This window comes from Methylorubrum subtropicum (assembly GCF_038442325.1).
GTDB classification, from domain to species: domain Bacteria; phylum Pseudomonadota; class Alphaproteobacteria; order Rhizobiales; family Beijerinckiaceae; genus Methylobacterium; species Methylobacterium subtropicum.
The window spans coordinates 88,795-110,628 of sequence record NZ_JBBXMW010000007.1; the positions used below are offsets into that span (position 1 = coordinate 88,795).

16 protein-coding genes are annotated in these 21,834 nt (G+C 71.2%); 10 read left to right on the top strand and 6 right to left on the bottom strand.

The annotated features are described in order from the left end of the window. Positions 1 to 198: 198 nt before the first annotated feature. A complete protein-coding gene (locus AAHG03_RS11820; protein WP_342150866.1) occupies positions 199 to 1,413 on the bottom strand; it encodes a type II secretion system F family protein in 1,215 nt (404 codons plus the stop codon). Further along, positions 1,413 to 3,143 (bottom strand): GspE/PulE family protein, encoded by a 1,731-nt coding sequence (locus AAHG03_RS11825; RefSeq protein ID WP_342150867.1) that lies wholly within the window; start codon positions 3,141 to 3,143, stop codon positions 1,413 to 1,415. The genes AAHG03_RS11820 and AAHG03_RS11825 overlap by 1 nt, the downstream gene beginning before the upstream one ends. A 133-nt stretch (positions 3,144 to 3,276) precedes the next feature. Between AAHG03_RS11825 and AAHG03_RS11830 the strand changes: the two genes are divergently transcribed. From AAHG03_RS11830 to AAHG03_RS11860, 6 genes are all read left to right on the top strand, one after another. Next, positions 3,277 to 4,353, top strand: coding sequence for a hypothetical protein (locus AAHG03_RS11830; protein ID WP_342150869.1), 1,077 nt, complete (start codon positions 3,277 to 3,279; stop codon positions 4,351 to 4,353). Further along, positions 4,350 to 4,892, top strand: coding sequence for a GspMb/PilO family protein (locus AAHG03_RS11835; RefSeq protein WP_342150870.1), 543 nt, complete (start codon positions 4,350 to 4,352; stop codon positions 4,890 to 4,892). Before AAHG03_RS11830 ends, AAHG03_RS11835 begins: the two co-directional genes overlap by 4 nt. A gap of 271 nt (positions 4,893 to 5,163) precedes the next feature. After that, on the top strand, positions 5,164 to 5,652 hold the full coding sequence (locus AAHG03_RS11845) for a hypothetical protein (protein WP_342150871.1): 489 nt from the start codon (positions 5,164 to 5,166) through the stop codon (positions 5,650 to 5,652). Between the two features lie 44 nt (positions 5,653 to 5,696). Continuing rightward, positions 5,697 to 6,104 carry a thiol-disulfide oxidoreductase DCC family protein gene (locus AAHG03_RS11850; RefSeq protein WP_342150872.1) on the top strand — a complete coding sequence of 136 codons (408 nt, stop codon included), beginning with the start codon at positions 5,697 to 5,699 and terminating at the stop codon, positions 6,102 to 6,104. Beyond that, entirely contained in the window at positions 6,101 to 6,658 is a 558-nt protein-coding gene (locus AAHG03_RS11855) for a DUF4166 domain-containing protein (protein ID WP_342150873.1), read from the top strand. Before AAHG03_RS11850 ends, AAHG03_RS11855 begins: the two co-directional genes overlap by 4 nt. Positions 6,659 to 6,889: 231 nt before the next feature. Then, entirely contained in the window at positions 6,890 to 7,744 is an 855-nt protein-coding gene (locus tag AAHG03_RS11860) for a GGDEF domain-containing protein (protein ID WP_342150874.1), read from the top strand. Between the two features lie 13 nt (positions 7,745 to 7,757). Here the strand turns inward: AAHG03_RS11860 and gspD are convergent, their stop codons facing one another. Further along, positions 7,758 to 10,130: a type II secretion system secretin GspD gene (gspD, locus tag AAHG03_RS11865; RefSeq protein WP_342150875.1), complete on the bottom strand. Its 2,373-nt coding sequence runs from the start codon at positions 10,128 to 10,130 to the stop codon at positions 7,758 to 7,760. A gap of 533 nt (positions 10,131 to 10,663) precedes the next feature. Between gspD and AAHG03_RS11870 the strand changes: the two genes are divergently transcribed. The 3 genes from AAHG03_RS11870 to AAHG03_RS11880 all read left to right on the top strand — a co-directional run bounded on the left by AAHG03_RS11870 (position 10,664) and on the right by AAHG03_RS11880 (position 15,449). Further along, positions 10,664 to 11,314, top strand: a complete 651-nt coding sequence (locus AAHG03_RS11870; RefSeq protein ID WP_342150876.1) for an SCO family protein — start codon at positions 10,664 to 10,666, stop codon at positions 11,312 to 11,314. Positions 11,315 to 11,365: 51 nt separating this feature from the next. Beyond that, the gene (locus tag AAHG03_RS11875) at positions 11,366 to 14,317 is read left to right on the top strand and encodes an RICIN domain-containing protein (protein WP_342150877.1); all 2,952 of its coding nucleotides are present in this window, start codon (positions 11,366 to 11,368) and stop codon (positions 14,315 to 14,317) included. A 223-nt stretch (positions 14,318 to 14,540) separates the two neighbouring features. Further along, a complete protein-coding gene (locus AAHG03_RS11880) occupies positions 14,541 to 15,449 on the top strand; it encodes an outer membrane protein (RefSeq protein WP_342150878.1) in 909 nt (302 codons plus the stop codon). Between the two features lie 397 nt (positions 15,450 to 15,846). On the opposite strand, the gene AAHG03_RS11885 is transcribed toward AAHG03_RS11880, so the two are convergent. After that, positions 15,847 to 16,158 (bottom strand): hypothetical protein, encoded by a 312-nt coding sequence (locus tag AAHG03_RS11885; protein ID WP_342150879.1) that lies wholly within the window; start codon positions 16,156 to 16,158, stop codon positions 15,847 to 15,849. Here AAHG03_RS11885 and AAHG03_RS11890 point away from each other — a divergent pair. Then, positions 16,144 to 19,869 carry a beta strand repeat-containing protein gene (locus AAHG03_RS11890; protein ID WP_342150880.1) on the top strand — a complete coding sequence of 1,242 codons (3,726 nt, stop codon included), beginning with the start codon at positions 16,144 to 16,146 and terminating at the stop codon, positions 19,867 to 19,869. The two genes, AAHG03_RS11885 and AAHG03_RS11890, sit on opposite strands and share 15 nt — an antisense overlap. Positions 19,870 to 19,927: 58 nt before the next feature. Here AAHG03_RS11890 and AAHG03_RS11895 read toward each other — a convergent pair whose 3' ends face one another. Beyond that, positions 19,928 to 20,824, bottom strand: coding sequence for a diacylglycerol kinase catalytic domain-containing protein (locus AAHG03_RS11895; RefSeq protein WP_342150881.1), 897 nt, complete (start codon positions 20,822 to 20,824; stop codon positions 19,928 to 19,930). 12 nt (positions 20,825 to 20,836) lie between these two features. Beyond that, positions 20,837 to 21,823 (bottom strand): SPFH domain-containing protein, encoded by a 987-nt coding sequence (locus tag AAHG03_RS11900; protein WP_342150882.1) that lies wholly within the window; start codon positions 21,821 to 21,823, stop codon positions 20,837 to 20,839. Positions 21,824 to 21,834: the final 11 nt, after the last annotated feature.

The window sequence follows — 21,834 nt, forward strand, 5'->3', positions numbered from 1 at the left end:
TCCGTATCCCGGGCGCGAAGAGCGCCCCGCGTAGCGGCCTCGGCCATCGCCGAGGCGTCTAGCGGAGCGAGCAGCCCAAGGCCGCGGACGCGGCCGCCGGCGCTTGAGGCCAAGCAAGAAACCGAGTGATCGCTGTAAGCGATTGCTCGGGCTCCGCCCGAACCCGCTAAAGGGATGATCCCTTCGGAATCCCGAGACTTACTGCGCCAACTGGCCGACGCTCGTGATCGCCCCCATCACCGAGATGATCAGCCCGCCGATCAGCCCGCCGACCGTCACCGTCACCAGCGGCGTCATCAGCGCCAGCAGGCGGTCGATGCGCTGGCGGGTCTGGGTCTCGTGCATCTCGGCGGCGTGGATCAGCACGGGGCCGAGGCGGTTCACCTGCTCGCCGCTGGCGATGAGGTTGAGCGTCGAGGGCGCGTGCGCCTTCAGGCTCGACAGGCCGGTGGCGAGGCTCGCCCCCTCGGTCAGCCGCCGCCCCGCTTCTTCGAGGGCCTTGCGAAACACCCGGTTGCCCGCGAGCGGGCGCGTGGCCGCCACCGCGTCGGGGATCGGCACCTGCGCGGTCAAGAGCGTGCCGAGCACCCGGCAGATGCGCCCGAGTTCGATCCCCACCACGATCTCCCGCACCAGCGGCAGCCGCAGCGCGAAGCGCCCGCGCGCCGCCGCGAAGGCCGGGTCCGGCCAGAACTTCACCAGCGCCAGCGCGATCAGCCCGCCCCCGCCGACGAGCCAGGGCCAGCCCTTGCCGACGAAATCGCCGAGCGCGCCGGCCGCCCGGATCGCGAAGGGCGGCTCGCGGCCGGTGCCGTCGAACAGCGGCGCCAGCGCCGGCACCAGCACCACGACGATCATGACGAGCGTGCCGATCGCCATCAGCACCAGCAAAGCCGGGTAGATCATCGCCGAGGAGAGATGGCGGCGCACCGCGTCGCGCCGCTCGATCGAGCCCGTCAGCGAGCCGATCACGTCGACCAAGGTGCCGGTCGATTCGCCCGCCCGCACGATATCGACCATGTCGGCGGGAAAGGCTTGCGGGTGCGCCGCCATCGCCCGCGACAGCGAGGCGCCGGCCACGACGCGCTCCAGGATGTCGGCGAGGATCGGCTTGAGCGCCGCGGAGGCCTGCCGCTCGACGAGGCGGAGCGCCCGATCCACGGTGAGCCCGGCGCCGACCAGCGTGCCGAACTCCCGCAGGAAGGCGAGGCGGGCGGCGTCGTTGACCCGGTCGCGCCCGAACAGGTCGCGGCTCCAGAACGGCGCCGGCCCCATGGCGGCGGCCTCGATGGCGAAGACCTGCAACCCGTCGGCCCGCAGTTGCGCCACCGCGCGCTGGCGGCTGTCGGCCTCGATCTTCCCCGAGCGGGCGCGTCCGTCGGCGGCATAGGCCTGATAGGCGAAGCGCGGCATCAGAGCTGGCCCTCCAGCACGCGCCCGACCTCGTCGAGCGTGGTGTCGCCCGCGATCACCCGCGCCCGGCCGCACTCGACGAGGCTCGCCATCCCGGCCTCGCGGGCGCTTTTGGTGATGGCCCCCTCCCCCGCCCCGTCCGCGATGAGCGAGCGCAGGCTCGGGTCCAACGGCATGATTTCCGACACCACCATCCGGCCGCGATAGCCGGTGCCGTTGCAGGCCGCGCAGCCGCGGGCGCGCTTCAGCGTCAACGGCCGGGAGGCCGGCACGGCGAGCCGCAGCCGCTCCTGATCAGTGGCGGGTTCGGGCGTCGCGCAGGCCCCGCACAGCCGCCGCACGAGGCGCTGCGCCACGACGCCGTTCAGCGTCGCGGCGATGAGGTAGGGCTCGACGCCCATGTCCATCAGCCGGGTCACGGTGGCGGGCGCCGAGTTGGTGTGCAGTGTCGAGATCACGAGATGGCCCGTCAGCGAGGCCTGCACGGCGATGCGCGCGGTCTCGCCGTCGCGGATTTCGCCGACCATCACCACGTCCGGATCCTGGCGCAGGATCGAGCGGAGTGCGGCCGAGAAGTCGAGCCCGATCCCGGCATGGGCCTGGACCTGATTGACGCCCGCCATCCGGTACTCGATCGGGTCCTCCACGGTGACGACCTTGAGATGCGGGCCGTTGATCCGCCGCAGGGCCGCGTAGAGCGTCGTGGTCTTGCCCGAACCGGTCGGGCCGGTGACGAGGACGAGGCCGTTGGGCTTACTCGTCATCGCGGAGATGCGGGCGATGGCCGGCGCGTCGAAGCCGAGAGACGAAAAATCCTCGACCCGGCGCGAGCCGTCGAGCACGCGCAAAACCACGCTCTCGCCGTGGGCGGTGGGCAGGGTCGAGACGCGGATGTCGACGTCCTGGCCGCGATCCGGCGCCTTCATGCGCCCGTCCTGCGGCAGGCGCCGCTCGGCGATGTTGAGGCCCGCCTGGATCTTGATGCGGGTGGTCAGCACGAGCTGAACCGATTTCGGCAGCCGCTCCGCCTCCACCAGCACGCCGTCCACGCGGTAGCGCACCCGCATGTCGGCCTCCTCCGCCTCCAGATGGATGTCGGAGGCCGTCAGTTCGAAGGCCTTTCGCACGAGGCGCGCGGCGAGCCGCACGATCGGCGCTTGGCTCGCCACGTCGGCGAGCCGGCTCAGGTCGTCGTCGGCGCCCCCGTCCTCCTCGCCCGCGGCGTCGCCGTAGAGGGCGCGGTGCGCCCGCTCGAACTGGCTCGGGCCCACCAGCCGGCAGGTGATCGTGCGGTCGGTGAGGTGTTCGAGGGCCGCCGGAATCTCGGGATCGAACGCATCGACCAGCGCCACCACGAGGCCGTCCGCCTCCTCGCTGAGCGGCAGCACGCGGGCGCGGGCGCAGTAATCGGCGCCGATGATGTCCGGGAGAACCGGCGAGGCCGGAAGGTCCTCCTCCTGCAGCACCAAGAAGCCGGTCGCCTCGGCGAGCGCGTCCGTCAGGTTCGCCTCGTGGACGAGGCCGAGTTCGGTCAGCAGCACCGGCAGCGGCCGGCGGCCGGGCAGGTCCAGCGCCGCCAGCGCCCGCTCGTGCCCCGCCGGATCGAGCAGGCCGTTGGCGGCGAGCGTTTCGATGAAGGCGCTGGGCGCGTCGAGCCGGTCGCGGGCGCCCCCGCGCCGGTCGGGCCGCGCCCGCTGCGGCCGGCTCTTCGAACCCCAGACGCTCAGCATGTCCCGGATCGCCCCCGACGCCGCGGGCCGAGCCCGCGAACGGCGGTCCGGCCGGCCCTGCGCCCTTTAAGCCGACGTAAACACCGGCAGCCTTAACAACTCGTCTCGTCAGCCTTTCCCGGAGCCTTCGCGCGTGAGTGCCATGGACGCCCATCCGGCCCGCGCACTCGCCGGGCGCAAGGCCGTGCTGCGCGAGAGCCTCGACGCCACCGCCTATCTGTTGGGCCTCAGCGAGGTGCGGGCCGACCGCGCGCCGGGCCTGCTGACGATCCGGGTTGGCGGCCCCGGCGAGCCCGGCCTGACCCTGATCGACCGGCGCGGCGAGGCGCCGCTCGTCCAGCGCCTCGACGCAGCACCCGACGATTTGCCGGCTCAGCTCGCCGCGATTCGCGCCGGGCAGGCAGGCGTCCGGGCGAAAATTCTGGTCGATCCGGCCCGCTGCTTCATGCGCACCCTCACCCTGCCGAGCGCGGCGCTGCCGCGGATGCGCGCGGTGCTGGCGCAGGAACTGGAGGCGGCGACGCCCTTCCGGGCGGGAAGCGTGCACAGCGACTGGTACGTCGAGGGCGAGGACGCCTCCACGCGCAGCCTGCGGGTGCGCCACGTCGTCCTCAAGCGCGCCGCGCTCGATCCGCTGCTCGCGGCGCTGGCCGAGGCCGGCATCGCCGCCGGCCCGGTCACGGTCGGGCCGGACGAGGACCGGACCATGCCGGTCGATCTCCTCACCGGCGGCCACCGCACGCTCCAGGGGCTCGCCGGCGGCGCCCGCAAGGGCGACCTCGCCCTGCTCGCCGGCGCCGCCCTGCTGGTGCTGTCCGCCTTCTGGGGCTTTCGCGCGCATCAGGACGCGACGCTCGCCGCCCTCGACGACGCCTTCGCTGAGGCCCGCCGCGCCGCCGGCCCGGCCCTGCCGGCCCCGGTCCAGGTCGGCACGGCGGCGATTTTGTCCGGCCGCGCGGCCCCCCTCGCCCGCACTTGGGACGCGCTCGCCGCCGCCCTGCTGGATTCGGTCTCGGCTACCAAGCTCAGCCTCGACGCGGAGGGCGCCCGGATCACCCTCGTCGCCGCCGACGAGCCGGCCGTGCTCGCGGCGCTGAGCAAGGTGCCGGGCTTCGGCGCGCCCTCTTTAAGCGGCTACGCGGTCGCCCCCGACGGCACGCGCACCATCGTGGTGCAATTGCCCGCCTTGAAGAGCGGAGGCCGGCCGTGAAGCTCCCCGCCCTCGATCTGCTGCCGAACCGCCCGGTGCTCGTGGCGCTCGGCGGCCTCGGGCTGCTGCTGGCGCTGGCCGTCGGGCCGGTCTCGCGCGCCATCGACGCGCAGGCCGAGATCGCCGCCGCCCGCGACCGCCTCGCCCGCGCGCAAGCCGCCAGCACCCGCCCGCCGCAACCGGCGCCGCTCACGGCCCCGGATGCCGACGCCCTGCTCGCCGCCTTCCGGGCGCGGCTCGACGGGCTCGCCGCCAACCGCGCCGTGGTGATCGACGCGGCGAACTATGAGCCCGACCCGGCCCAGCCGACCCTGCCGCGCCTGCGCGCGTATCTCCGCGGCACGGCGGAGGGCCTGCACGGCCTGCTGCACGCGCTCGAAACCGAAGCGCCGCTGATGGCGGTCGAAGCGGCGGACCTCGACGTCGCCCGCGCGGCCGACGAGGATGGCGGCCGGCCGCTGGTGATGCGCGCGAGCCTGACGGTGCGCGGCGTGCAACTCCCGCCGCCCCCACCGGAGACCGGAGGGCGCGCCCCGTGAGACGGATTTCGTCAGATCGCGTCGGCGGCCCCTGCATCCCCTCTCCCCGCACGGGGGGAGAGGGCCGCGATGACCTCGTCGTCGGCGCGGCGAGGCGGCAGCCGGGGGTGAGGGGGAGTCGACGAAAGAGCCTCTTTCGGACTCGCCCCCTCACCTCCGCTCCGGCTTCGCCTGCGCTTCCTGGAGGGACGACAAGGTCCCTACAGGCCTCTCCCCGCGTGCGGGGAGAGGGGGGAGCCGGCGGCCTCCGAAGTGATCAACCGGAGGCCGCATGAGATTGCGCCTGTCTGCTCTCCCCCCCACCGGCCTCCTGCCCCGCGCCCTGTTCGGCCTCGCCGCCGCCCTGGCGCTCGCGGCCTTCGCGTGGCCCGTGCGGATCGATCCCGCGCCGCCGCCCTCCATGCCCTGGACCGAGCCGCCGGGCACGGCCGCCCTGCAGCGCCCGCTGTTCGATCCCGGCCGGCGTGCCTGGACCGCGCGGGGCAGCCGCGAGACCGTGGCCGAGGGCGAGCCGCCCCGCCCGGTCCTGACGTTGCGCGGCATCCGCCTCGACGGCGCGGTGGCCCACGCGCTCATCGACGACGGCAGCGGCGAGCGCGCGTGGCTGAAGGCCGGCGAGGGCCGCGGCGACTGGCGCGTCACCGCCATCACCCCCGACCGCGTCACCCTGGACCAGCGCGGGCGCAGCTTCACCGCCGCCTTCATGGGGCCCCCGGCGACCCTGCGCCCGAAGCCGCTCGATCCGGCCCTGCGGCGGTGACCGGACACTTCTCCGCGGCCGGCTCTCCGGGCTACAACCTCCGCATGACGACGCCTCACGCCGGTCCGATCATCCTGTTCGACGCCGAATGCGTGCTGTGCTCAGGCAACGCCCGCTTCATCCTCGAACGCGACCGCTCCGCCCGCTTCCGCCTCGCCTCGATGCAGAGCGAACTCGGCCGGTCGCTCTATCGCCGCCACGGCATGGACCCGGCTGATCCGGTGAGCCTGCTCGTGGTCGAGGGCGAGCGGATGCGCCGGGACAGCGACGCGGTGCTGTTCATCTACGAGGGGCTCGGCTTCCCCTGGCGGCTCGCCGGCCTGCTGCGCATCGTCCCGGCCGCGTTACGCGATCCGGTCTACCGCCTCGTCGCGCGCAACCGCTACCGCCTGTTCGGCAAGCGCGACACCTGCTGGATCGCGCCCGCGCAGTTCCGGGACCGCATCCTGTGAGCGGACCGGGCGGCACGCTCTACCGCGCCATCCTCGGGCCCGCCCTCAAAGCCCTGCCCGCCCCCGTGCGGGCGCTGCACGCCGGCACCGGCACCCGCCGCCTCACCGGTTCGGCGCGCGTCCGGCGCGGCAGCGGACTCCCGGCCCGGCTCCTCTGCGCGCTCTTCCGCTTCCCCGAAACCGCCGACGACGTGCCCGTCAGCGTGACCTTCGCGCCGGAGCCGCGCGGCGAGCGCTGGACCCGCATCATCGGCCGGAAAACGGTCGTCTCGTTCCAGTCGGCCGGGACGGGCCGCGACCGCGGCCTGCTGGTCGAGCGCTTCGGCCTCGCCGCCTTCGCGCTGGCCCTGATCCCCGACGGCGACCGTCTCCGGTTCGTGCCCCGGCGCTGGTCGGTCCTCGGCCTTCCGATGCCGGGTTTCCTGCTGCCGACGGGCGAGAGTTTTGAAACCGAGCGCGACGGACTGTTCGCCTTCGACATCACCGTGCAGGTGCCGCTCGTCGGGCTCGTCGTCACCTATCGCGGGACGCTGGCGCCCGACCCCGCGGCGTGAGGGTCGATGCCGGGCATTCTATGCTGGCATCGAGCGATCGGAAGCGGCTATAGCAGAGAACCTAAGCCGTTCGATTTGATTCGGACCCGATTTTCTTGGCTCGACGTTCGCTCGTGCAGATGGCCGGGCGTCGAAAGGTCTACTATTCGACGCTTGTAGAGTCATAGAAAAATCCTTGACTGTGTTTTGACGATTGCGGCCGCGCCATGCTCGGGCGCAGGGGGGCGACGGATGCGGGACATCGACATCGATCTGATCGGCGTGCCGGTCTTCATTCTCGATGTCGATTCCGACGGCGGCTTTCGCGTGTGTGCGATCAACCGCGCCGACGAGGAGGCGGTCGGCGTGCGGGCCGACGACGTGATCGGGCGCCGCGTCGAGGCGTGCGTGGCGCCCGACTTCGCCCGGCACATCATCGCCCGCTGCTCGGAATGCGTCGCCAAGCGCGCCCTGCACGAATACGACGAGCGGCTCCAGCGCGACGGGGGCCTGCGCTGGCTGCGCACGACCCTGACGCCGGTCGTCGATCCGGCCTCGGGCCGCGTCGTCCGGATCGTCGGAGTGTCGGTGGACATCACGCAGCGCAAGGCCGAGGAAGGCGCCCTGACGGAGGCGGCCTTCCGCGATCCGCTGACGGGGCTGGCCAACCGGCGCCGCCTCGTGCGCAGCGTCGAGACCACGATCGCGCAGGCCCCCGCCACCGGCCGCGGCTTCGGCCTCGCGGTGATCGACCTCGACGGCTTCAAGCCGATCAACGACACCTACGGCCATCGCCGCGGCGACGACGTGCTGCGCCACATCGGCTCGCTGCTCAGCCTCACCGTGGAGCGGGACGAGGTCGTGGCGCGGCTCGGCGGCGACGAGTTCGCCCTGAAGCTGTTCGCGGCCTCGCCGGCCGAACTCCACCATCGGGCGAACGCGCTCGGCCGGCTGCTCGACCGCGACGTGACCATCGCCGAGCAGCGGATGCGGATCGGCGCCAGCGTCGGCTGCGCGGCGTGGACGCCCGGGACGACGTTCGAGGCCCTGTTCGACCGGGCCGATGCCGAGATGTACCGGCGCAAGGCGGAGCGGAAGGCGGCCTGACCGGCGCGCGCCCTCACTCCATCATCCGGCGCAGCACCCCCTCCTGGCCCGGCAGCGCGACCGACATCGGCGGGGGCGCGGGCACGGGCCTCACCGGCATCATCGCCTTGAACTGCTGGCGGAAATCCTCGGCGATGCGGTCGGCCTCCGCCGTGCCGCGGATCACCTTGGGGCGGATGAACACGATGAGTTCGGTGCGCACCCGCTCGTCGATCCGGTTGCGGAAGGCCTGACCGATCACGGGCAGATCGCCCAGCACCGGCACGGCTTCGTTGGAGATCTGCGCCTTCTCCTGCACCATGCCGCCGATGGCGAGGCTGTGGCCGTCGTTGACCGCGACGCTCGTCGCCACGCGGCGCTGGCGGATCGTCGGCGAGTTGATGTTGGAGGTCGTGGTCTTCACCACGTCGCTGACCTCCTGGTTGATGTCGAGCACCACGAGGCCGTTCTTGTTCACCCGCGGCGTCACCGAGAGGATGACGCCGGTGTCCTTCATCTCGATCTGGTTGAGGATCGGCGCGTTGGTCGAGAGCGCGCTCTGCCCGGTCTGCTGCACGATCGGCACCTGATCGCCGACCTGCAATTTGGCGGTGCGGTTGTCGAGCACGGTGATATTGGGCGACGAGATGACGTTGACCCGCGTCACGCCCTGGAGCGCGTTGAGCACGACGTTGAAGTCGGAGGCGTTCAAGAGGTAGTTGAAGCCCGGCACGCCGCCGACCGCCGCCTTGACCAGCGAGGCGGTGCCGCCGCCGCGCCCCGTCGGGCCGACCACGTCGCCCTGGACGTTGTTGAACTGCGCCCCGCCCTTGTTGAGGAACCACTGCACGCCGAAGCGGAGCGCATCGTTGAGGGTCACCTCGGCGATCACGGTCTCCAAGAGCACCTGCGTCGGCATCGCGTCGAGGCGACCGAGGATGCGCAGGATCTTGTCGTACTGGTTGCGGGTGGCCGAGATGACGAGGCTGTTGTTGGCCTCGTCGGCCACGATGCCGATGGCGTCGCGCCGTGCGCCCATGCCGCCGCCGTAGCCGCTCTCCATGCCGGTGCCGCCGTAGGCCGAGGCGCCGCTGTAGAGGGTGCCGCCTCCGCCGCCCGCGAGGCCGCCGCCCGCGCCGAAGCCGCCGCCGAGCCCGCCCGAGGGGCCGCCGCCGAAACCGCCACCCTGTCCCGCCGGCGAACCGCCGAGCGTGGAGCCGAAGCCGCCCGAGTTCTGGCTCGGCAGGCTGCCAGAGCCGCCATGCGACGGGTCGCCACTGAGCCCGCCGCTGCCGCCGCCGGGCCCGGTCGGGTCGGACCCCATCAGGCCGCCCGAGCCGCCACCCAAACCACCACTCATGCCGCCGCTCAAGCCGCCGCCGTACCCGCCGCCCATCCCGCCGCCGACCGACATCCCGGTCTCGGCCGCGACGACGCCCTGGAGCACCATCGCGAGTTCCTTGGCCGAGCGGTTCTGGATCCGGTAGACGAAGAGCTGCCGCTCGCGCTCGGCGGCGAAGGTCTCGAGTTGCTCCAGCCACGCCCGCGCCCGGTCGAGATAGGCGGCGCGCGAGCTGACCACGAGGATGGCGCCCAGCGATTCGTTCGGCACGAAGCGGATCAGGTCGCCCGTGCCCGCCGCCTCGCCGCCGAAGATCTGGGTGAGGTCGCGGGCGATGCTCCGGGGGTTGGCGCTGCGCACCGGCAGCATCGCCGTCGACATGCCGCGCATCCAATCGACGTCGAACACCTCGATGGTCTGGCGCAGCGCCCGGATCTGCCCGGCATCGCCCGACAGGATCAGCAGGTTGCGGGCGCGGTCGGCGCGCAGCACCACCTCGCGCGGGGCGATGGAGCCCAGCACCGCCTGCATCTCGGCGGCCGAGATCCAGCGCAGCGGCACGGTGACGGCGCCCGATTCGGCGGCCGGGCCCTGGACCGGGTTCACGCCCGCGCCGGTGGAGGGCACGATCTGCGCCGTGCGCCCGCGGCGGCGCAGCACGAGGCCGCGGCTGCCCAGCGCCGTCTCGAACATCGACAGCAGCGTGTCGCGGGTGACCGGGCCGCCGGTCTGGAGGGTGATGGTGCCGGCGGCGCGCTCATCGAGGCTGTAGCCCCAGCCCAAAGTATCGGCGAGCACCGCCTTGGCGGCCTCCGCCAGCGGCACCTCGACGAGGTTGAGGCTGACCAGGGCGCCGGGGAGCGGCGCCCGCGCCGGGGCCTCGCCGCCGACGAAGCGGTCGGTGCCGCGCAGCACGATGCCGCCGGAGGGCCGTGGTGCGGGTGCGACGCCGACATGGTCCGGGTTGAGGCCGGAGACCGGCCCCCCCAGCGGTTCGGCGGCGAGCGCCGCGCCGGCCACGGCGCCGCCGAGCGCCGCTCCGACGACCAATGCCCCCCACTTCATGCCGCCGACGAGCCTTTGCGCCCCGATCCGATCGTTCGAGGGCGACGTTAGGGATTTATGGTTAACGGGGTGTTGCGGGCGCCGCCCCCTCCGACGACGACTGGACCTCGACCAATAGGACCGGGCGGCGCGCTGCTTTCACATCACCGTCTTCGCCGTGCGATTGTTTTTTGGGGGGTTTTTCGGTCGAGCCGCCCGAGCCTGAACAAGCATAGGTCGGACGAGATCGGCTCACGGTGTCGGGGCGGCACCGCGTCTCCGGACTTGGTGAAACCATCGCGGCCCCGCCCGGCCGGGGCGCCCGTTCACCCCAACCCCGGCCGTGTCGAATCGAACGCCCGACCCGCGCATCCCGGCAAGATTCTGGAAGCCTTACCCAAGCGCTTTCTCTGGTCGAACGAGCTGAAAAAACAAGAATCCGTTCAGGTTATCGCCTTCAAAACCATCCTGTGCAAACGCGCCACACCTTTTGTCAACGTCTAGGATCGAGGATCACATCACATCCACTCGATAAGACTTCGACGACCCGCCCGATGCCTTCGCTCATCAGACAAACCTTCGCGGCAAGCCTCGGTTTCCTCGTTCTCGCGACGACGGCCCCGAGCGTCGCCGCGCCGGAACAGGCGGCCCGCCCGAGCGACCTCGCCGGTCTGCTCCGGCCGCTGGCGGAATCCCCGCCGCGCCTCGACCAGAACGGCGCACGCATCACCGCCGAGACCCTGCACGACCGGCTCGTGGTGGTCGCGTTCGTGAACGGCGAATGCACCATCGTCTGTGCGGTGCGCACGCTGGAACTCGACCGGCTCGCCCGCGCCCTGCCCGAGCCGCTGCGGGAGCGGGTGCGCTTCCTCGCGGTCGGCACCGATCCGGCCCGCGACGGGGCGGGGCGCCTGCGCGCCATGGCCGACGGGCTCGTCGGGCCGACCACCCCGCTCCGCTTCCTCGAGACGGACGCGGCCTCCGCCGCGGCGATCCTGGCCCGGCTGCGCTATCCCGCGAGCCTGCTGCCCGAGCCGCCCCCGACCCTGCTGGTGTTCGACCGGCGCGGCGAGATCGCGATGACCTACGGCAGCGATCCCCTCGATGCCCCCCGGCTGCTCGCCGACCTCACCGCCCTCGAAACCTTCGAGGAGGGGCTCGGACGGCCCCCGCGCGGCGCGCCCCCGGCCGCCTCGACCTTCTGACCCTTCCCCTCCCCTTCCCCCCTTCTGACGATCCACGACGGAGTTCTCGACATGACGCGACACGACGCGGCATCCGGCCGGGCGCGTGCCCGCCGGACCGCCCTGCTCTCGGCCACGATGCTGGCCACCGGCCTGATGACTTCGGCGCAGGCCGCCAAGTTCGGAATCGTGGTCAACCCGGTCCAGGACCCGCTGCTGTCGAACCTCGCGATTCCCGACGCGGCGCCGACCGTCGGCATGTGGTCGGGCCTGCGCGACTGGCCGATGAACGCGATCCACATGGGCCTCTTGCCGTCGGGCAAGGTGGTCTCGTTCGGCACGCCCGGCGGCAATCCCGGCACCCAGGACGGCCGCACCTTCGACGTGTGGGACCCCTATGCGGGGCTGTCCGGCAACAGCCACGTCACCCTGGGGGGCGTGGCCAAGGTCAACAGCTTCTGCGCGGCCCAGGCCTTCCAGGCCGACGGCTCGCTGCTCGTGTCGGGCGGCATCGTCAACGACGGCAACAACAAGGGCAGCGCGGTGCTCAACACCGCCGCCAACGGCGTCTCGGCCATCGGGGCGCAGCTCGCCAACGACCGCTACTACTCCACCATGCTCACCCTGCCGAACGGCCAGCAGGTGATCGTAGGCGGCTCCTACCCCTATCTCGGCGGCTGGGCCGATCCGCAGGGCTCCATCGACAAGGGTTGGATGACCGGCATGACGCCGGAGGTATTCGACGGCCAGAACTGGCGCAGCCTGTTCGGCGCCAAGAGCCGCGACGCGTTCGGGCCCGACTACAACCGGTTCTGGTATCCCCGCGCCTGGATCGCCCCGAACGGCAAGGTGTTCGGCATCTCCTCCGAGAAGATGTGGTACCTCGACACCACCAACAACGGCTCGGTGACGACGCAACAATTCAAGCAGGGCCAGCGCGACGTCGGCAACGCGGCGGACGCACCGAATGTCGGCCCCGCCTCCACCGCGGTGATGTACGCACCGGGCAAGATCCTCCAGGTCGGCGGCAACGCCTATTCCAACGGCGAGGGCTTCCTGTCGAGCAACCGCGCCACCGTGATCGACATCAACGGCAACGGCCCGGCCGTGAACGACACCAACAATATGAATTTCGGCCGCGGCTGGGCCAACGCCACCGTGCTGCCGACCGGCACCGTCGCCGTCACCGGCGGCAGCAAGTACAACGACCGCGGCGATGGCGACGTGGTGCTGGCCAGCGAGTTCTGGGACCCGAACACCGGCCGCTGGTCGGTCGGCGCCTCGGGCTCGGTCTATCGCGGCTACCATTCGAGCGCGATCCTGCTCCAGAACGGCGCCCTGCTGGTCGCGGGCGGCGGCGCCCCCGGCCCGGTCGCCAACCAGAACGCGGAGTTCTTCTATCCGCCCTACCTGTTCACCAGCGTGAACGGGAAGGCGGCACTCGCCCCCCGGCCGCAGATCGTCAGCCTCGACACCAACCGGCTCGGCTACGGCGCGCAGATGCAGTTCGAGTTCGCTTCGCAGAACGGCGTGGCGCAGGTGGTGCTGATCGGCCTCAGCTCGGTCACCCACAGCTTCAACCCGACGCAGCGGCGCATCCCGCTGACCTTCACCCAGGCCGACACGGCGGTGACGCTGCGCGGCCCCGCCTCGGGCGCCGTCGCCCCGCCCGGCTACTACCAGCTCGTCGCCATCGACCAGAAGGGCGTGCCCTCGCCCGGCGTGATCGTGGCGGTCGGCAACGTCGCCGCCCCCCCGCAATCCGCGACCCCGGTCGCCGGCAACGCGGGCGGCAGCACCGGCGGCGGCACGGGCACCGGCGGGACGGCGGGCGGCACGGGCGGCACCGGCACCGGCACCGGCTCGGGCACCGATCTCGGCAGCGTCGCCGGCACCGGCGGCATGACCCTCAAGGCGGCCCATTCCGGCCTCTGCCTCACGGTCCCGGGCGGCAACAACGCCGACGGCGCGGCGATCACGCAGCAGGCCTGCACCGGCGGCAACGAGCAGCTCTGGAAGGTCCAGGCGATCAACGGCGGCTCGGCGCTGGTCAACGCCGCCACCGGCAAGTGCATGGACCTCAGCCTGGAGAAGCTGCCCGTCGGCAACGGCACGCGGGTCTACCAGTGGGCCTGCCACGGCGGCACCAACCAAGCGTGGACGGCCAAGGCCCAGAACGGCGGCAGCGCCTTCTCCACCGCCTACGCGCCGAACCTCTGCGTCGATATCCCCGGCGCCTCGACCCAGGCCGGCACCGCCGTGTTCGGCTGGGGCTGCCACGGCGGGGCCAACCAGAGCTTCGCCCTCGGCGGAACGGGCGGGGGATCGGGCGGCAGCCTTCCGGCCGCGAACGGGCAGTGGACCCAGATCGGCGGCCCCTCGACCCGCCTGTCGATCGGAGCGGACGGGACGCTCGTCACCAACAACTCCGACAACCGGTCGGTCTGGCGCTCGACCGGCGACGGCAACTGGACCCAGATGCCGGGCATCCAGCTCCAAGACATCGCCGTCATCAGCGCCAACACGATGTACGGCATCGGCCTCGACAACAACGTCTACCGCTACAACGGCCAGAACTGGACCCAGGTCGGCACCAACGCCCGCTCGATCAGCGCCTCCTCGGACGGCACGGTGCTGATCGCCAACGGCAACGGCGAGCTGTGGCTCAAGCAGGCCAACGACAACTCCAATGCCTGGACCCGCCTGCCGGGCTGGGCCAGCCGGGTCGCGGTGATGAACGCCAACAGCCTCTGGCACGTCGGCAGCGACAAGTGGGTCTATCGGGGTGACCGGAACGGCAACTGGGTCCGGGTCGGGAACGACGTCGCCGACGTCGCGGCCTCGCCGGACGGCAGCGTGACGGTGATCAACTCCAACAACGGCTCGCTGTGGCGCAAGACCGGCGACAACGCGACCGCGAACTGGACGCAGTTCGGCGGCGGCATCCGGGCCACCGCCGTGACGGCCCCGAACGCCCAGCGGGCGATCATGATCGACCAGAACCGCAACATCTTCCGCTGGTAGGCGGACCGATGCGGACAAGATCCTGAGAAGGCGAGCGCCCCGACCTCACGGTCGGGGCGTTCTGCCGTCGGACGGCGCGCTTACACCGTCAAGGATCGTCGCGAAAATTGTATTTCGGGCCCCGGCCCGGCCGCCTCGACAAGCGTGGCTGTATCGATCAAATGATGGTTCGGGGCGCAGCCGAAGGACTTGGCGCGACGATTGTTCTGAGGGTTCGGGGATCATGCGGCGTCGTCTTCTCGTCTCGGCCTCGCTGCTGGCCTCGGCCCTGTGCGCGGGCGGTGCCGTCGCGGCGGACCTGCCGGCGCGCGCCGCCCCGCCGGTCTTCACGCCGGTGCCGGTCTTCACCTGGACCGGGCTCTACGGCGGGTTCAACCTCGGCTACGCCTGGAGCCACGACCGCGTCGTCACGCGCGCCCTCGACGGCCCGGATACCGGCTTCACGCGGCAGGCGATCGCGGCGATCGGCTTCGAGCGGATCGGCCTCGACAGCGGCGGCTTCACCGGCGGCGGGCAGGTCGGCGCCAACTACCAGTTCACGCCGGGCGCGGGCTTGGTCGTCGGCGTCGAGGCCGACGCGCAATACACCGACCTGCGGCGGCGCCGCACCGGCAGCGGCGGCTTCGTGCAGCCGATCGGCGGCGGCCTCACGATCCAGAACGATTTCGAGGCCGAGGCGCGCGGGCGCCTGAGCACTCTCGGCACCGTGCGCGGGCGGCTCGGCTACGCCTTCGATCGCGTGCTGGTCTACGGCACCGGCGGCTTCGCCTACGGCGAGACGACTTACGGCTCGCGCGTCGATCAGGTCAGCACCTGCGCCAACTGCCCCGGCGGGCCGGTGGTCGTCGATGCGGTGACCACGGGCGGGCGCCGGGGCATGCAGACCGGCTACGCCTATGGCGGCGGCATCGAGGTCGCGCTGCCCGCGACCAGCGTCCTGAACCTGTTCGGCGCCGCCGCCGTGACCCTCAAGGCCGAATACCTGCATTACGACCTCGGCACGCGCACCATCGTCGCCGCGTTCGAGCAGATCCCGTCGATCGGCCCGGCACGGCAGACCAGCGTCTCCCGGATCAGGACCGAGGGCGACCTCGCCCGCGTCGGACTCAACTTCAAGTTCGGCGTGGACTGAAGCGTCCGGCCGGCCCCGAGGGATCCGCCCGCCGACGGCGGCGCGAGCAGCGCCGTGCGGGCCGTCGGGGCCGGCTGCCGACCGCCGAATTGCGGGCGATCCGCCCGAAGCCGGGGCGAGGACGGGCGGCCCGGACGGCGAAATCCGGAGATATCGTTCATACCCGCCCGATTTCGCGCCGGATTTCCGCCTTCGTCTCGCCTTCGACCCTCGTCAGGTAGCAAATTCTCGGATACAACCGCGGCGGCGCTCGAAGCGACAGTAGCTTGACCGTCACGGCGTTGAATGTCCGCACGCTTTGCGAAGTAGGGGTCGTTTCGTGGCAAGCTCTCCCTTCACTTATACGTTCACTCATCCACCGCTGCCGATCTTCGAGGGGGCGGGCTACAGCGGCTCGTCAGGATCGAGTGGCAGCGACGGTTTTGTTTCGGCGGATGGAAACCTGTCCAGTCGCTATACGGGCTCCAGCGATTTCATCATTACGAACAAGGCCACCGGCGAAGAGTTTACCATCCAAACGAACGGCGATGGCAATACTCCGCTGGCCTTTTCCCCGGACGGAAAGTATTTTTATTACACACAAATATACTCCGATGTTTTCTCGGACGGCAGCAGCAATATCGTTCAGTACGACTTGCAGGCCAGGACGGCGAAAATCATTTTCGAGTCCGATACTTTTTCGCTCATTGAAATCGTGGCGGACGATCAATCCTCCATCGCGGCAGCAGCCGGGCGGTACGAGGCCGGAAAAATCGTCTACTCGGCATTCGCCACGAACACCGGCACCGTGATCCCTCTCGATGCGAGCGCATCGGGGAGCGCAGGCAACGGCCAGATCAGCGAAATCCATCCGGTGAACGGCGGCACCGCCGTCGTCTTCGTGAGCACGTCGAGCAACCTGGTTGCCGGGGACGTCAACGGCGCCGCCGACGTCTTCCTGAAGAACCTCAGGACGGGCGAGGTCACGCTCCTGTCCAAGTCGGGCTCGGGCGCGCAGGCGAACGGCGCCTCCGGCAGCGTCAGCGTGTCGGCCGACGGCAGCAAGGTCGTCTTCAGCAGCACGGCCACCAACCTCTCCTCGACCGACACCGCCGGCTTCAAGAACGTCTACGTGAAGGATATCGCCACGGGTGCGCTCACGCTGGTCTCCGTGACGGCTTCCGGTACGGCGGGCAACGGCGATTCGACCGACGGTGTCCTCTCGCCAGACGGCCGGTCGGTCGCCTTCCAGAGCACCGCGTCCAACCTCGTCGCGAACGACACCAACGGCCGGCAGGACGCCTTCCTCAAGTCGCTCGACGGCGGCGGCGTCACGTCGCTCTCCTTCGTCAAGGAAGGCGGCAGCGTGATCGAGTTTCCGGCCAGCGGGAAGCCCGGCTTCAGCCCCAATGGCGGCTTCGTCAGCTTCGGCGGCGGTATCTATGCGATCGATGCGACCGGCTTCCTCATCCTCAACGTGAGGAGCGCGAACGACGCCGCCGTCGTCGATGGCGTGTCCGTGTCGAAGGGCGACGGAACCGCCGCCATCACCTACAAGAATGTATTCGACAAATTCACGCTGAAGTCGGTGGCGGTGGGCCTCGATTACGACCGGGACGGCGATTTCAGGGCGACGCTCACGGCCCTGAAAGGTACGACGCCCGGCGAAAGCCAGAGCTTCCTCGTCAAGGTTCGGGCCCATTCCGGCGCCCAGAACTTCGTCGGCGACGGCACCGGCGAAGTGGTGCTGCTGTCGTCGGCCAACGACAAGGCCGATGGCGGGGCCGGCGACGACACGCTGTACGGCTATCGCGGTGCCGACGACCTGAGCGGCGGGGCCGGCAACGACGTCCTCGACGGCGGGCTCGGCGACGACATCCTGCGCGGCGGCGTCGGCGACGACACCTACTACATCGACAGCCCCTCCGATACGATCGTCGAGGCGGCCGGAGCCGGCCGCGACACGGCCTACGCCTCCTACTCGGCGACGCTGGCGGCGAATGTCGAGGATCTCGTCCTCACCGGCACCGCCGCCCTCAAGGGCAACGGCAACGCGCTGAACAACACCATCACCGGCAACGACGCCGCCAACACCCTTCAGGGGCTCGACGGCGACGACGTGCTCGATGGCGGGCTCGGTCCCGACCGGATGATCGGCGGGGCCGGCAACGACCGCTACTTCGTCCAATCCCTCAACGATGTCGTCGAGGAGGCGGCGGGCGGCGGCACCGACACCGTCGTCAGCAGGATCAGCCTGACCCTCGGCGACAACGTCGAGAATCTGACGCTGTTCGATGACGGCATCGAATACAATTCGGACAACAAGGCGGTCAACGGAACCGGGAATGCCCTCGCCAACGTCATCACCGGCAACGTGTTGGGCAATACGCTGACGGGTTTCGACGGCGACGATACGCTGATCGGCGGTGGCGGTAACGACCGGCTGTTGGGCGGCAACGGCGCGGATCGCCTCGAAGGCGGCCTCGGCAACGACTCCCTGGATGGCGGCAACGGGGCCGACGTCATGATCGGCGGTGCGGGCGACGACCGGTATCGGGTCACGAGTACCGAGGACCGGGTCGTGGAGATCGTCGGAGAGGGCAACGACCGGATCACGACGACCGTCGACTGGACGCTGGAACGCGGGTCGGGCGTGGAAGAACTCGCCGCGGATGGCAATGTCAGCAGCGGGCGATCCTTCAAGCTCGTCGGCAACGAACTTCAGAATACGATCATCGGCGGCTATGGCGACGACATCCTCGATGGAGGGGCCGGCGCCGACACGCTGTATGGCGGGTCCGGAGACGACACGTATTACGTCGATCAGGCGGGTGATCGGGTCTCGGAATCGTCCTTCGATAGCGGGTCGGACACCGTCATCTCTTCCGGCCGATTCACGCTGGAGGCGAACGCCACGATCGAGACCCTGAAGTTCGCCGACAATCGCGCCAGCGGGGTTCTCGAATTGACCGGCAGCTCCGTCGGCCAGACCCTGATCGGCAACGGCGGCGCGAGCCGTCTCGTCGGCCTCGGCGGCGACGACACCTACATCGTCGAAGGGGGGGACGACCTCGTGTTCGAGGCCGTGGGACAGGGCAACGACACCGTCATCTCCTCCGGCAGCTACACGCTGGCCGCCGGCCAGGAAATCGAGACCCTCAAGCTCGCCGCCCCCAACAGCAGCTCTCCCCTCGGCCTCAAGGGCAACGAGCTCGCCAACACCCTGATCGGCAATGCCGGCGCCAACGGCCTCGACGGCAGTGCCGGCGCCGACAGCCTCTACGGCCTGGCCGGCAACGACAGCTACACGATCGACAACGTCGGCGACCGCGTGTTCGAGACGGCGGGCCAGGGCACCGACACCCTGCGCACCTCCGTCAGCTACGTGCTCGCCGCCGGTCAGTCGGTCGAAATCCTCAAGCTCGCCGGCACCGCCTCGATCGACCTCACCGGCAACGAACTCGCCAACACGCTCACCGACAACGCCGGCAACAACCGCCTCGACGGCGGCGGCGGCGCCGACCGGATCTTCAGCACCGGCGGCGTCGACACCCTGATCGGCGGGGCCGGCGGCGACAGCGCGGTCATCGACCGCTCGGGCGCCACCGCGGCGCTGAGCTTCGTCATGACGAGCGTCGAGGGCACGACCACGCTGGTCGGCGACGGCACCACCACTCAGGGCATCGGCAACCTCACGCTCATCGGCGGGTCCGGCAACGACCGCTTCCTGACGCTTGACGGCACCGACACGCTCGACGGCGGGGCGGGCGACGACAAGCTGACGAGCGGGGCCGGCGACGACACCCTCAACGGCGGGGCCGGCAACGACACGCTGGAGGGCGGCACCGGCACCGACCGGATGACGGGCGGGGCGGGCAACGACCTCTACCTCGTCGACAGCTCGACCGACCGGGTGTTCGAGGCGGCGGGCGGCGGCTCCGACCGCATCTTCTCGACCGCCAACTACGCGCTCGCCGGCGGGCAGGAGATCGAGAACCTGAGCCTGCTGGGCTCGACGGGCACGGCGCGGCTGAACCTCGCGGGCAACGAGTTCGGCCAGACGCTGGTGGGCAATGCCGGCGCCAACGGTCTGGAGGGCAAGGGCGGCAACGACGTGCTAACCGGGGGCCGCGGCGCCGACAGCTTCGTGTTCGCCACCGCGCTCGGGGCCAACAACGTCGACCGCATCACCGACTTTGCCGCCGAGGACCGGTTCCTGCTGGGCAAGACCGTATTCTCGGCGCTGACCACGGGGCAACTCGCCGAGAGCGCGTTCAAGAACCTCGACCGCGGCGCGGTCGATGCCGACGACCGCATCCTGTACAAGCAATCGACCGGCGAGGTGTTCTACGACGCCGACGGTTCGGGCCGCGGGGCGGCGGTGAAGTTCGCCGTCCTCGACAACAAGGCCGCGCTCACCCACGCCGACTTCGTGGTGTGAGCCGACACCCGAGGGGCGCCCGCCCGGCGCCCCTCACGCCGAAGCGCGCGGCGCCCCCTTACGGCGTCACCAGATTGAGCGTCTCGGAAGCCGGCCCGATCTCGACCTGCCGGCCCCAGTCGAAGGCGATGAAGTCCTGCTCGATGCCGTCGGCGAAGACCACGCCGCCCTCGTTCATCCGCGAGACCACCGAGAGCGTCGCCGCCGCGAGCAGTTTTCCCGCGCGCAGCCGCGTGGCGGTGGCCACGCTCGGGAACGGCTCGCGCACCCAGTAGCCGACCGCCGCTTCCTCCGGGCCCAAGGGGAAGCCGAGGCCGGTCGCCTCGCTGATCGAGCGCGCCCAGCCCGTGGCCCCGGTGCCCGAGGCGACGATGAGCCCGCTCGACGCATGGTCCTCCGCCGCCGCGCCCGCCGCGATGCGGTAGCGCGCCGATTGATGGCTGCGGTGGCCGACGAAGATCTCGTTGAGCGCCAGCAGCCGCTGCCCGCCGTCGATCACCGCCTGCACCATGGTGCGCCGCTCGATGGGCGCGGCGCCCGCGACGCTCGCGGGCAGCAGGGGCCCGAGCCGTTCGACGGCGACCCGCGCCAGCACGCCGTCGTAGAGGTCCGGCGCCGGGTTGAGGCCGATCACCGGCTGCCCGTCGAGATACTTCGCGACGTTGGCGACCAACCCGTCCTGGCCCACCGCGACGACGACGTCCTCCGGGGCGAACAGGAACCGGTCGAGGTCGGCCCGGCGGGCCAGCGCCTGGCGCCACTCCCCCGGCACCGCGGCGCGGGCTCGGCCCAGCACCGCGTGGAAGCGGGCGTGGCGGTCCTCGACCTCACCGAGCGACTGCCCGCGGCTCTCCAGGAAGAACTTGGCCTGACCGCGGGTCGCGTGCCGGGCGAGCAGCAGCTCGTAATCCGTGTCGCGGGTGACGAACACGGCGCGCGGGGGGATCGCCGCCATCGCGTCGCGTCCTCAGCGGGGGGCGGTGAGCGGGGCCGCCGCCCGGCGGAACTCGCCCATCACGCTCGCCAGCAGATCGGGCGTGACGGTGACGTGCTCGATCGTGTCGAGCTTGCCCGCCAGCTCGCGCGCCGCGAGCCCGAGCAGGGTCGTCGGCGGCAGATCGCGGTAGACCGCCACCCGCCGCGCCTCGGCTTCCGCCCGCGCCCCCTCGACGAGACGGATGCGCTCGGCCTCCGCCGCCGCCTCCAGGCCGCGCGCCTGCGCCAGGCCCGCCGCCCGGTCGCGGGCGTTCTCGGCCTCGCGGGCGATGAGGCCGGATTCGCGCTGCGCCAATTCGGTGCGGGTCGCGAGTTCGTTCTCGGCGATGGCGCGCTCCTTCTCGACCGCCAGCGCGCGCCGGGCGAAGGTCGCCTCGTCGGCCTTCTGCTGCAGGGCCTCGAAGGTCGGGGTCTGCAGGGCGCGCTCCAGCTCGCTCGTCGGCGCGAGGTTGGTGAGCCGCACCGAGACCGGCGCGACGCCGATCTCGGCGAGCGCCGGGGCTTGCGTCAGCACCGCTTCGAGCAGCAGCCGCAGCGGCTCCGGCCCGGCGTCGAGCAGGGCGCGCACGGGGCTCGCGCCGAGGTGCTGGAGGATCGCCTGACCGGCGATCCCCGACAGCCGCGCCTCGATCCGCTCGATCGGCTCGCCCTGGAACCGGCCGCTCCCAAGGCCGATCGAGAAGTCGATCCGGCTTGCCAGAAGCTCGGGATCGACGACGTGCCAGCCGATCGTGCCCTGCACCGTCACGCTCTGGAAGTCGCGGCTGCGACCGCGCACGAACAGGGTCATCTCGCGGTCGTCCATCGGCACCTCGCTGATGCTCGCCGTCTCCGGGCGGAACCAGAACACGAGGCCCCGCCCGCTCTGGCGGACGCGCCCGTTGCGGTAGCGGATGACGTGCCGGCTCGCCTCGCTGCGCAGCTGGGCGACCGGGCCGAGATTGCGGATCGTGGCCATGGTGTCCTCCT

Coding starts and splice junctions, on each gene's coding strand:
- AAHG03_RS11820 (WP_342150866.1), bottom strand. CDS start 1,413: ATGCCGCGCTTCGCCTATCAGGCCTATGCCGCCGACGGACGCGCCCGC.
- AAHG03_RS11825 (WP_342150867.1), bottom strand. CDS start 3,143: ATGCTGAGCGTCTGGGGTTCGAAGAGCCGGCCGCAGCGGGCGCGGCCC.
- AAHG03_RS11845 (WP_342150871.1), top strand. CDS start 5,164: ATGAGATTGCGCCTGTCTGCTCTCCCCCCCACCGGCCTCCTGCCCCGC.
- AAHG03_RS11850 (WP_342150872.1), top strand. CDS start 5,697: ATGACGACGCCTCACGCCGGTCCGATCATCCTGTTCGACGCCGAATGC.
- AAHG03_RS11860 (WP_342150874.1), top strand. CDS start 6,890: ATGCGGGACATCGACATCGATCTGATCGGCGTGCCGGTCTTCATTCTC.
- gspD (WP_342150875.1), bottom strand. CDS start 10,130: ATGAAGTGGGGGGCATTGGTCGTCGGAGCGGCGCTCGGCGGCGCCGTG.
- AAHG03_RS11870 (WP_342150876.1), top strand. CDS start 10,664: ATGCCTTCGCTCATCAGACAAACCTTCGCGGCAAGCCTCGGTTTCCTC.
- AAHG03_RS11875 (WP_342150877.1), top strand. CDS start 11,366: ATGACGCGACACGACGCGGCATCCGGCCGGGCGCGTGCCCGCCGGACC.
- AAHG03_RS11880 (WP_342150878.1), top strand. CDS start 14,541: ATGCGGCGTCGTCTTCTCGTCTCGGCCTCGCTGCTGGCCTCGGCCCTG.
- AAHG03_RS11895 (WP_342150881.1), bottom strand. CDS start 20,824: ATGGCGGCGATCCCCCCGCGCGCCGTGTTCGTCACCCGCGACACGGAT.
- AAHG03_RS11900 (WP_342150882.1), bottom strand. CDS start 21,823: ATGGCCACGATCCGCAATCTCGGCCCGGTCGCCCAGCTGCGCAGCGAG.